Source organism: Agrobacterium sp. LR_9, assembly GCF_041954855.1.
Taxonomy (GTDB): Bacteria; Pseudomonadota; Alphaproteobacteria; order Rhizobiales; family Rhizobiaceae; genus Agrobacterium; species Agrobacterium leguminum.
The window spans coordinates 104517-116641 of record NZ_JAVAYA010000015.1 but is presented as its reverse complement, the minus strand read 5'-3'; the positions used below and the strand labels follow the sequence as shown (position 1 = coordinate 116641).

7 protein-coding genes and 1 pseudogene are annotated in these 12125 nt (G+C 57.0%); 6 read left to right on the top strand and 2 right to left on the bottom strand.

The genetic code is table 11. The features are described from left to right. Positions 1-165: 165 nt before the first annotated feature. The 4 genes from RAC79_RS17655 to paoC all read left to right on the top strand — a co-directional run bounded on the left by RAC79_RS17655 (position 166) and on the right by paoC (position 5907). Positions 166-1272, top strand: coding sequence for a Fic family protein (locus tag RAC79_RS17655; RefSeq protein WP_374997398.1), 1107 nt, complete (start codon positions 166-168; stop codon positions 1270-1272). A gap of 830 nt (positions 1273-2102) precedes the next feature. After that, positions 2103-2750, top strand: coding sequence for an aldehyde dehydrogenase iron-sulfur subunit PaoA (gene paoA, locus RAC79_RS17650; protein WP_374997419.1), 648 nt, complete (start codon positions 2103-2105; stop codon positions 2748-2750). Further along, on the top strand, positions 2747-3697 hold the full coding sequence (locus RAC79_RS17645; protein ID WP_374997397.1) for an FAD binding domain-containing protein: 951 nt from the start codon (positions 2747-2749) through the stop codon (positions 3695-3697). Before paoA ends, RAC79_RS17645 begins: the two co-directional genes overlap by 4 nt. Before the next feature lie 5 nt (positions 3698-3702). Continuing rightward, positions 3703-5907: an aldehyde oxidoreductase molybdenum-binding subunit PaoC gene (paoC, locus tag RAC79_RS17640; RefSeq protein WP_374997396.1), complete on the top strand. Its 2205-nt coding sequence runs from the start codon at positions 3703-3705 to the stop codon at positions 5905-5907. Positions 5908-6694: 787 nt separating this feature from the next. On the opposite strand, the gene RAC79_RS17635 is transcribed toward paoC, so the two are convergent. Continuing rightward, positions 6695-7153 carry a hypothetical protein gene (locus tag RAC79_RS17635; RefSeq protein ID WP_374997395.1) on the bottom strand — a complete coding sequence of 153 codons (459 nt, stop codon included), beginning with the start codon at positions 7151-7153 and terminating at the stop codon, positions 6695-6697. 179 nt (positions 7154-7332) lie between these two features. Further along, positions 7333-8105 (bottom strand): annotated as a pseudogene (locus RAC79_RS17630) (IS5 family transposase). A 716-nt stretch (positions 8106-8821) separates the two neighbouring features. On the opposite strand from RAC79_RS17630, the gene RAC79_RS17625 reads away from it, so the two are divergent. Together RAC79_RS17625 and RAC79_RS17620 are read left to right on the top strand one after the other, a co-directional pair. Beyond that, positions 8822-9127, top strand: coding sequence for a hypothetical protein (locus tag RAC79_RS17625; protein WP_374997394.1), 306 nt, complete (start codon positions 8822-8824; stop codon positions 9125-9127). 754 nt (positions 9128-9881) lie between these two features. Continuing rightward, a complete protein-coding gene (locus tag RAC79_RS17620) occupies positions 9882-12023 on the top strand; it encodes a putative bifunctional diguanylate cyclase/phosphodiesterase (RefSeq protein ID WP_374997393.1) in 2142 nt (713 codons plus the stop codon). Positions 12024-12125: the final 102 nt, after the last annotated feature.

Below are 12125 nucleotides of genomic sequence, written 5' to 3'. Positions count from 1 at the left end.
GAATATGAGGCGCCCGTTAAAAAAATATGTTTAGGGCAAGAGGCTATCTGTTGATCGCTGCGTCTTGAATGGAGAGCCGCAGCTTGTGGCGCTGAGCGATAGACGGACTTGCAATAGCTCATATATGGCAATATTTATGAGTTATAGAGAGGGGCGCTATAACTCATGAAATGGAACTGGCAAAACACGGATTGGCCAAACTTCAGGTACGACACCGCAAGCCTGGTACCGCTGGAGCAGAGATTCCTGCAGTCCGCCGGCGAGGTTATCGGTGCTGTCCGGCATTTCAACGAGGACGACAGCAACCAACTTCGTATTGAGTTGCTGAGCGACGAAGCGGTCAAGACCTCAGAGATAGAGGGGGAATATCTCGACCACGTGAGCGTCCAGTCGTCACTCCGCCGACAGTTCGGGCTAAACACTGATGACAGACAGATCCGCCCCCAGGAGCGGGGGATCGCCGAGATGATGGCGGATGTCTATCGAAGCTGGCATAGGCCGCTGCGTCATGAGGGACTGTTCCAGTGGCATTCAATGCTGATGGCCGGAAATCGATATATTGAAACTGTTGGTGCTTACCGCACGCATGAAGACGCCATGCAGATCGTGTCAGGTCGACTGGATAAGCCGACAATCCACTTTGAGGCTCCCCCGTCTCGCCAGGTTACCGATGAGATGGAGACTTTCATCGCATGGTTCAATCAATCCGGGCCAAATGGTCAAACGTCGCTTCAAGCTTTAACGCGCGCAGCAGTAGGCCATCTTTATTTTGAAAGCATACATCCATTTGAGGATGGCAACGGCCGAATTGGGCGCGCGCTCGCTGAGAAATCCCTAGCGCAAAACATAGGGCAGCCAAGTCTCATTTCTCTCGCCTTCACAATCGAGAAGAGCCGGAAGGCCTACTACTCCGAGCTTGAGCGGCACCAGCGCACGCTTGATATCACCGAGTGGATCATTTTCTTTTCAGAAACGATACTGGATGCTCAACGGGCGACGCTTGAGCGCATAGATTTCTTCATTCAGAAAGCAAAGTTCTATGATCGTTTTCGAGGCCAGCTGAACGAGCGGCAGGAAAAGGTAGTCGCGCGCATCTTCAAGGAAGGCACGGCAGGCTTCAAGGGAGGGCTAAGTGCCCAAAACTACATCTCGATCACAGATACCTCCCGCGCTACAGCAACACGTGACCTTCAGCAGCTCGTAGAGATCGGTGCATTTACGCGGACGGGTGAACGCCGGCATACCCGGTACTCGCTATCACTGCAGAAATAAATTGCTGCTAGGCAAATGCACTAGGTGAACGGCTGTTCGATTCCGCTCAGGAGCGGTAGGTTTGGAAATTTCTCGGTCATCGTGGATCCCATCAACTGTATAAAGATTTAGGAACAGCAGGATCGGAGGTGCTGTTCAAGGCGAAGACTTTCGACCCCAGGAATCTGCATTGTTTTACAAGCGAGCCTGATTGGGTCGATTGCTAGCGATATGAATGGCTGCCGCAACGTTATCGTTTTGGCGTGCCGCAGAGGACCTGCCCTAACGGTGATGACTTGCCTTGTACACTTGTCGCGGACGCTAACGACAGCGGTATCGACGAGCGATGCGTCGCTGGAAAGGGCGGTGTCAGCTCGGTCGGTTTGCGCCTCTAAGACGGACGGTCCTTTCACCAGCCATCCTTCGCTTAACCGCCACATCGACCGTCGTCCAGAGACACACCGACACTTTTTCTACAAACAATTCATGGGCGACAGCCGGGATGCGCTCCCGGTTTCTCAGCGCGTCGGCGCGCAAAAAAATTCTTCAGCCAAATTTTTCGCTCCGCTCGTTGAGTGGAGGATATCTCAATCGGCATGGAAGGTTGCTCCGACCATATTCGCGTCGCTGGCCGCTCCTCAGGTTTGGGAGCTGAGCAACCGACGTCCGGGGATCCGCCACAATGCGCCGCAGGAGGGAATGGAAATCCCGGCCCGTCGCTGATTTATGCGTGCTATCGATAAGACCTATCGGGGAACTCCCACTATCGATCACTCGTTGATGCGTTAGTGTTTAATGATCCGCGATCTCGCTCCGGTGATGCGCGACTTTTGGTTTTTCCAATCGATGAAGTGGAACTGACCATGCCAGGCACCAGTCAATTTGAACTTTCACGCCGGAATTTACTTATCTCCTCGGCCGCGACCGTCGCTGCCACCACTGTCACCAGGGCGGCGGCAGCCCAGTCCGCAGGAGAAACCATGAATCACACATCAAGCGTATCATTGAAGGTCAACGGACAAGTCCGCGACCTCGACGTTGATAATCGGACGACGCTTCTCGACGCTCTCCGTGAGCATCTTCACCTGACCGGCACCAAGAAGGGCTGCGATCACGGTCAGTGTGGGGCGTGCACGGTGATGGTCGGTGGACGCCGCATCAACTCGTGTCTTTCGCTGGCCGTGATGCACGACGGCGACGAAGTGACGACGATCGAGGGACTTGGACAGCCCGGTAATCTGCACCCTATGCAGGCCGCGTTCGTCAAGTATGACGGCTTCCAGTGTGGCTACTGTACGCCAGGACAAATCTGTTCCTCCGTGGCGGTGCTTGAGGAGATCGAGGCGAACATCCCGAGCCACGTCACCGGCGACCTAAACGTGCGGACATCGATCAGCGAGGCGGAAATTCGCGAGCGGATGAGTGGCAATATCTGTCGCTGCGGTGCCTATTCCAACATCGTTGAGGCCATCGTCGAAGTAGCGGGGACAAAAGCATGAAAGCCTTCACCTACGAAAAGGCCTTATCCATAGAGGCTGCAGTCAAGGCGGCCGCCTCGAACTCCGAGGCAAAGTTTATTGCCGGTGGCACCAATCTTCTCGACTTGATGAAACTCGAGATCGAGACGCCGACACATCTGATCGACGTGAATGGTCTCGGGCTCGACACGATAGAAAAGACGTCTGAGGGTGGGCTGCGCATTGGAGCGCTGGTTCGCAACACCGACCTCGCCGCCGACGTAACCGTCCGGCGCGATTATGGGCTCTTGTCGCGCGCCTTGCTCGCCGGCGCTTCGGGCCAGCTTCGCAACAAGGCGACGACCGCGGGTAACCTCTTGCAGCGCACGCGCTGTCCATACTTCTATGACACCGCACAGCCCTGCAACAAGCGGTCACCGGGAAGTGGCTGCTCTGCCATTGGCGGCTTCAGTCGCCAGCACGCCGTGGTGGGGGTGAGCGACACCTGTATCGCCACGCATCCGAGCGACATGGCGATCGCCATGCGTGCACTCGATGCGGTCGTCGAGACCGTAAAGCCGGATGGTAGCCGCCGAACAATCCAGATCGCCGACTTCTATCGCTTGCCCGGCGATACGCCCGAGATCGAAACGGTCCTGGAGAGGAGCGAGTTCATTACCGCAGTGGTGCTACCGCCGGCGATCGGAGGAAAACAAATCTACCGCAAGGTCCGCGACCGTGCTTCCTACGCGTTTGCCCTGGTCTCTGTCGGTGCAGTCATTCAGCCGGACGGCACGGGGCGGGTGGCAGTTGGGGGCGTCGCTCACAAGCCTTGGCGCCTCGAAGCTGCGGACGAGGAACTCTCCAAGGGAGCAAAGGTCTCAGCGAAGGCTCTCCTTGCCGACGCTCATCCTACCGAGCAGAACAAGTTCAAGATCGATCTCGTTGAGCGCACACTCAGCGCCGTGATCGCCGAAGCGAGAGGATGATCGCCATGAAGTTCGATACACCAGCAACTACCAATCCGATCGACCAGCTGAAGATGGTCGGCCAGCCTGTCCACCGCATCGACGGCGAGCTCAAGACGACTGGGCGGGCGATTTACGCCTATGAGTGGCATGATCCGAACATGCCTTACGCCTACGGTTATCCCGTGGGATCGACCATCGCCAGGGGCCGCATCATCTCGATAAAAGTCGATGCTGCCAAACGCGCGCCGGGCGTGCTTGCCGTGGTAACGACGCTTGACGTCGGCAAACGCGAAAAGGGCAAGTTCAATACCGCGAAACTCTTCGGTGGCGATGAGATCCAGCACTACCACCAGGCAATCGCCGTAATCGTTGCCGAGACGTTTGAACAGGCCCGAGCAGCCGCCGCCCTGATGAAGGTCGACTACACGGAAGAGCAGGGTACGTATGATCTCGCCGATGCGAGAGATTCGGCGGTCAAGCCGAAAGACGCCGGCGGTGCTCCACCAGATAGCGCCGTTGGAGATTTCGAAGGTGCATTCAAGTCCGCCGAAGTGACGTTGGACGAGACCTACACGACCCCGGATCAGTCGCATTCGATGATGGAGCCGCATGCATCCATAGCTGCCTGGGACGGTGATGAGCTGACGGTTTGGACGTCCAGCCAGATGATCGACTGGTGGCGGTCCGATCTCGCAACAACGCTTGGTGTCGACAAGGAAAAAATCCACCTCATGTCGCCGTTCATCGGCGGCGGCTTTGGTGGCAAGCTGTTCCTGCGCGCCGACGCGGTTCTGGCCGCGTTCGGTGCAAAAGCAGCAAAGCGGCCCGTAAAGGTCGCGCTACCGAGGCCGTTCCTCGTCAACAACACGACGCATCGTCCAGCGACGATCCAGCGCATCCGCATTGGTGCGGCTCGCGATGGAAAAATAACAGCAATCGCCCATGAAAGCTGGTCCGGCGACCAGCCCGATGGCCAGCTGGAAACGGCTGCCATGCAGACGCGGCTTCTTTATGCGGGCGAGAACCGCATGACGGCAATGCGGCTGGCAACGCTGCACCTTCCCGAAGGCAACGCCATGCGCGCGCCCGGCGAGGCGCCGGGACTGATGGCGCTCGAGATTGCCATCGACGAAATGGCCGAAAAGCTCGGCATCGATCCGGTGCAGTTCCGTATACTCAACGACACGCAGGTGGATCCGGAGAAGCCTGAGCGCCCGTTTTCGCATCGCGATTTCGTCGGTTGTCTCAAGCTTGGAGCGGAACGTTTCGGCTGGCATGGACGAGCTCGTCCTGGTGCTCGTCGCGAAGGCAACTGGATGATCGGTTTCGGTGTTGCGGCCGCATTCCGCAACAACCTCCTGGTCCCATCGGGCGCACGCGTGCGTCTGGACAGGGAAGGGGTCGTCACCGTCGAGACCGACATGACCGATATCGGAACCGGCAGTTACACGATCCTCGCCCAAACAGCTGCGGAAATGATGGGGTTACCGATCGACAAGGTTGCGGTCCAGCTTGGCGATTCTCGCTTTCCCGTATCCGCAGGCTCCGGCGGGCAGTTCGGTGCGAACTGTTCGACCTCGGGTGTCTATGCGGCCTGTGTCAAGCTTCGGGACGCTATTGTGCAGAAACTCGGGTTCAATGAACAGGACGTCGTCTTCGAGGGCGGTCGGGTCCGCTCCGGTTCGCGCTCGGTTCCTCTTGCCGAAGCGGCGGGCGCCGAAGGACTGGTGGTCGAGGACAAGGTCGAGTGGGAGAAACTTTCGGACAGCCATCAGCAGTCGACCTTCGGAGCACATTTCGTGGAGATGGGTGTCGATGCGGCTACGGGCGAGAGTCGAATCCGTCGCATGCTTGCGGTATGTGCCGCCGGCCGCATCCTTAATCCGATCACGGCGCGCAGCCAGGTGATTGGTGCGATGACGATGGGTGCTGGTCTGGCGTTGTCGGAGGAACTTGCGGTTGATACCCGTCGGGGGTTCTTCGTCAACCATGACTTGGCTGGCTACGAGGTGCCGGTGCATGCCGACATCCCGCACCAGGACGTCGTGTTTATGGATGAGACCGATCCGATTTCCTCGCCGATGAAGGCGAAGGGCATTGGCGAACTCGGACTATGCGGCGTCTCGGCAGCGATCGCGAACGCGATCCACAATGCGACGGGTATCCGCCTCCGGAACTATCCGATGACTCTGGACAAGCTGATCGGCGGCCTGCCTGACCTTGCGTAACCATGCTCTGAGTCAGGCTGGCTTTGACAGGAATAAGGTTGTTGGTTTCCACGCAGAACGGAGCCGGCTATGGTTCGGGACAAGTGGTTGCCGCCAGACGGTCGCGCCGCTTTCGAGAGGTTGAACGACGAAGCCGCGATGCGCGGTACCGTCATCAACGCGGGTAGCCTAGTCGCAGCGAACGACAACCGCTTCGGATTCGCTCCCGGTGGATAAACGTCGCTCTAAAACCGAATTTGTATGAAAGGGTTAGAAACCCAACGGCACCTTGGGGTGCCGTTTCCATTTGGGACGCTCTTAGTCGACGGACGTTTGAAACTCGTGAGATAGACAGTCAGCCTCATCTCCTTCCCAATCCCGCGCGCGTCGCGGCCTGCGTCAATAAGACCATGGCCACACACCTTGCAATGAAGGCGTTGGAGGAGCATTTCGAGTGAGTGCTATCCTTGCGGATAGACAATTCTGATCAACAGAATGAAAGCACTCGAAATGTCTGATGGTTCTTGGGTAGATTGGTTCCCATATGTCTTCTTCCCATTCAAGATCATAGTGCTGGGTATCGGCATGTACTATGCCATTAAGTGGCATCACGATCAGGCGAAGAAAGACGAAGCGTCCAAGGGACACTAAACGCCAGTGGGTGCCCACTTGCTTCTTGCTGGGTTCGCACAGGTTATCGGTAGACAATTTTTGCCAGCTCCGCCAGTGACAAGGTGGGGCTGAATACGTTTCAGTAGAACTCCGGCTCTGTAGCCTCAGATGATGCTCCGTAGCGGATTCAATGGTCTTAATCCTCATCTTTCGGATCGATGGAGACATCCTCCACCTTGAAGTCCTCGTCCAACTGCACGCGGATCCAACTGTCAGGAAACTGCATCGGGGCCACAAAGGATAGGAGAGTGGCGTCAGCAAAAACGACCACTGAACGAATGGCCAAATTGTCACGCAGATCCGTGGCCTCGATCACATTCTCGCCACCGATAGCGCCCTCGATCTCTTCAGCGATGCCATCGATGATCCGCCGCCAGACTTGAGGGCTCACCTCAAGAACCCGTTTGGTGGCGGCGACGAGCGCTCCGAAATCTATTCCCGACCTGTCTTCCAGTTCAGGGTCCACGTTGACATTGACATGAACGCCAGTTGCCAGAAAGCGCGCCGTACCGAAGACAAAACCGTCGCCAATCTGCAGACCGATCATAACTTTGCTGGCAGCGATTTCATCTCGGAGTTGTTCGATCGATCCCATCGTTACCTCAACCTTGTTGATTCCGCGGGTACTCGGCGGCAAGCTCCTATATAGGAGCTTTTGGACGTCGTCGATTCGACGCCAAAGTCTGGCACTGGCGTGCTGATGATGAGTAGACCTTGCAATCCTTCTATCGATCAGAGTGCACCGGCCTTATCTTTGACCTGCTATCAATCTAACTAGGACGCGGACTCGTTAATTGAAGCGATCCAGATTCTCGTCGCGGCCAGTTTGAGCCCGGCAAGGTAGTTGTCAGCACGTCTGTCGTATCGTGTTGCCAGACCACGCATCTGTTTGATGCGGTTGAAGAAACGCTCGATCAGATTGCGCTGGCGATAGACCCAACGGCTGAAACTGAAGGTCTGTTTTCGGTTGGCCTTGGCGGGGATGTTTGCCCAGCATTTGCGTTGCTTGGCGAAGTTACGGATCGCGTCGGTGTCATAGGCCTTGTCGGCAAGCAGTGTCGTTCCGGGCCGAATGTCACTCAGCAGCTTTTCGGCCATAGGAGCATCGGCGGCCTGACCAGCGGTCAATGCCAGTCGAACCGGCAAACCATCAGCATCGACGAGCGCGTGGATCTTTGTCGTCAGGCCGCCACGCGAACGTCCCATGCAAGGATCGGCAGATCCCCCTTTTTTGCGTTTGCACCATGCTGGTGAACGCGGACGCAGGAAGAATCGATCATGACGATCTCTCCGGCATAATGCCTTGAAACAGCGCCGGGAAGGCGATCCCAGACGCCTGCCTTGCGCCAGCGAGAGAAGCGATTGTAGAGCGTCGTGCGCGGACCATAGCGCTCCGGTACATCACGCCAGGATGAACCTGTCCGGAAACGCCATAGGATACCATTGATCACCCGGCGGTCATCCACGCGCTCAACTCCACGGCTGTTGGTCGGCAGCAAAGGCGCGATAACCGCCCATTCCTCGTCGGTCAGTTCGTGACGGCGCATAACAATCTCCTTTCCAGGAAATTGAATCACACAACGTCATCAACATGAACCCCGTTATGGGGACACAGCCTAGGTGCACAATTACCGACGCCATCTCTGCGTCGGCTGGGGTGTGACAGCCGACTCTCCATCCGTTGCCTCATTCTTTGAAATCGGCCATACAAAGATCGACAGCGCCGGGAGATTTGTGATTTGGCCAGTTCGGCTCCTGTATAAAGCGACCACAGGCAATAATTCCGATAGAGTGGCGATCAAACCGTGCCATCGTCCGAGAGAAAAATGAGATCGTTACTGCTTGCTTCGGTGATGGTGATAGTTGAGGTAATCGCTTCAGGCCGCGGAGCTGTCCAGGCGCAGCCTGCGGTGCAAGACCCGTCCCCGCCAGCCTGCGTCAAGGATAGCAACGTCGACAGTTGCTGGAGCGCCGGCGTCGCGGCCGAAAAACGGAACGATGCTGCCGCTGCCCTGGCGAACTATGAACGCTCCTGCGCGGCCGGTTTTCAGATGGGTGGCTGTTACGAAGCCGGCAAAATCTATTTCCTCGATCCCGCCCATCGGAACTACGGCATCGCGAAGGATCGGATGACTCTGGTCTGCGACTCCGATGATGCCGGTATTGGCCCCTATGCCTGCAAATATCTGGGCATCATCTATCGCAATGGTCTGACAGCGAAGCCGCAGGTCGATCTGGCGTTCCGGCCCCTGCCGCTGACGACATGGGGCTTTCGGACGCGGCATGGCAACGCGACTATATCGCCTATCTGGCCTATGCGATGGGCTGCACCGACGACACGCCAGCGCTGTGCACCAAAGCGCGCGATAAGTACCGTCGAGCGGTCGCGGCATCGGCGAGCTGGCCCGCCCGCTGCGTGGAGGAGCTGGAGCAGAGCCCGTTCCCCGGGAACTGCGACGCCGTGGCAGACGCGGGCATGAGCGCCCGGTTTGAGCAGCGGCAGGAGCTGCGTCGCACGCTCGTGGGCATGTTCCGCAATGCCACAGAGAATCCTCCGTCCGACGAATGACGCTGACGCGGCACCGGATGCAAACCCGAATTCGTGGCCAAAGGTGAACTCAGGCCACTATGCGATCCGAAAACCGCCGATCCAGACGTAGAACCTTAAAATCCTCATGCAGACCCCGATTATAAGGACATGTTGTCGAGGAGCACTTTGTTAAGGTGCCGACCGGCTTTCAATTGTTTGTGTCAAACGCGATGACGCGGCTTAACGGCCTCTTTCGCCCCTTTGAGACTGTGGCTTTTAGCTCCCGATTTCATTTAGCTATGGGGCTCGGTGATGTGGATCTGACGGGTATTTTTTCGAAGAATTTTGGGGATTGGCCTCATCATGCCTTTGGAGCAGCCCTGCGATCTGCAGAGCGATGGCATTCCGCCGATCCACCCGAAGATCTACACGTCGCATTACGGCTTGCGGTTTTCGTCGCGTCTGCACTCCCTCTGAAACCCTGTTCGGGAACGGTAGCTATCAGGTCCTTAGCTCACCGCAAATTAGCAAGCGGGCAGGCACCGGGTGTTGTCGTTTCCGGAGCGGAACATTGCAGGTGTACGACCGTGAAGAGCCGGTTTGTGCGGCACCGTACGAAAGCGATTTCGGCCTCGCTTAACTATATTGGTTCCAGCCGTCTTAAGTTTTATTCACGTAGTGTGGATGAAACACAGGCGGATAAAAAAGTATGCGAACCCTTCTGCAGTCGAAATGGTTTTGGAGATTTAGCCTGCCCGTCATGGTATCGATCGCTATATGTGGGCTGCTTCTCTTGTCACTCTACTGGGCAGCGATCGCAAGCGACGCTATCGCGGTTGCAAGACAGCGCGATGTGGTCGCCCTGACGGTATCAAAACTGAAGTCATCAATAGCTCATGATCAGGAAAGTGCCACTGTCTGGGATGACGCGGTTACGAATTCGCTTGCCCGAAATCGCGACTGGATGGCCACCAATCTTGGCGTATGGATGAATACCTATTTCGGACACGATGCAGCAATCGTGCTGACAGCGGATTTCAATCCGGTCTACCAATTTCTTCTCGAGCCCGATGACACTACCGTCAGCGATGGTTTGCGGATCGCCTATCTTCCATTGGCAACGAGGCTGAAGGAGCGCCTTGTTGCAGGCGATCAGGACGGAACGAGTAGCAAAGTCCTCTCCATAGGCGAAGCGGACATCGTCTACGTTGGTTCGCGCCCGGCGATCCTCAGCATTAAACCAATCGTTTCCGACACAGGAGATATCGAGCAACAACCGGGACAGCAAAATCTGCATGTTGCGGTTCGTTTTCTCGACGGAGATCTCGCAGCAACAGTGGGTCAGGAATACCAGTTCGACAATCTCCGCTTTGCCCTTCATCAGCCGACGGACCCGCGTTTTTCGTATCTCGCGTTGCGTTCGAAATCCGGACAGGTCATTGGCTACTTCGAATGGCAACCATTCAGACCCGGCCAGAAAGTTCTTGAGGCCACCATTCCCGCGATCGCATTTGCTCTCTTTGCTATATTCGGTGCCGCAAGCGTTGGTGGAAACGCACTCTGGAGGCGGTCAAACCGGTTAAAGGCGAACCAGGAGCAGTTGCAATACCAGGCGGCACACGACGCTCTCACCGGCCTTGCCAATCGGACGGAATTCAACGCGAGAGTTGCGACGGTCGCGCAAAACGCGAGGGAAGGCGAGGTGCATGCCGTCCTGTTCATCGATCTCGACAGGTTCAAGGCGGTGAACGATTCGCTTGGCCATCCCGCCGGTGATAAATTGATATCACTCGTCGGAGCGCGGCTCACGCGTCTTTTGCCCGACAGCCTTGTTGCGCGGATCGGCGGGGACGAATTTACCGTTCTTGTCGCACTGAACGAATTGCTGCAGGCGGAGCATGTTGCCAAAGCCATCGTGGACGACCTGCGAGCGCCTTTCGAAATCGAGGGGGCGCAAGTCGCAATTGGCGCGAGCGTCGGAGTGGCCCTCAAGCACGGCGCCTTTGATGCAAATGAGGCGATACGTCAGGCTGACATTGCACTTTATCACGCCAAAGCCGCTGGCAGGAATACTTACGCGATATTCGGCGACCACATGGACGAGTTGGTTCGCAAGAGGAGGGCTCTGGAGGCCGACCTGCGAAAAGCGGTCAACGGCCGCGCGGAGATAGAAATATTCTATCAGCCTGTCTTCTCCGCAGGGGATGGGATGCTCAGTTCCCTCGAGGCCCTGGCCCGCTGGAACCATCCCGAACTCGGATACATAAGTCCCGAAGAATTTATTCCGCTCGCCGAAGAGTGTGGCCTGATCCACGAAATCGGTGGCATTGTGCTGGAAGACGCCTGTTCCATGCTGGCGCAGTTTCCCGAAATCGACATCGCGCTCAATGCATCCTTGATGGAGCTGTGTTCGCCCGCCTATCCTCTGAACATAATTGCTGCGCTCGAAAAATGGCAGGTATCGGCTAACCGTCTGGAAATCGAGATAACGGAAAGCGCTGCCACCGGTGAGGACGGTCGATCGGAACGGAATATTGCGGCCCTGCGCGCAGCCGGCGTCAGATTTGCGATCGACGATTTCGGAACGGGATACTCGTCATTCTCGCGGGTTCAGAAGATCGATGTGGATCGCATCAAGATTGACAGATCATTCATCGAGGAAATCCACAGAAGCGACAACAGGGCTCTCGTCGTTGCGATGATCAATGTCGCGCGGGCCAAGGGGTTGCAGATTACGGCCGAGGGTGTTGAGACAACGGAGCAGCGTGATGCTTTAAAGGGTCTGGGTTGCCATCATCTTCAGGGCTTCCTGCTCTCACGGCCTCTGTCGCCGGATGCAACTCGCGCGCTGCTCTCGGCCCCTGATCCCGCGTGGACACTTCGAGGTCACGCGGATTTCCGGCCTGACCGACAGCAGTATACGGGAAGCCCTTGATCAACTGGCGCAATTAGTGGCATCGCCAGGGGTGGTCACGTCCTGCAAATCCTCGCCCCTCACTCCGAGCCGGGGCGGAGAGGAGGGGAGCCAGACGAGTCT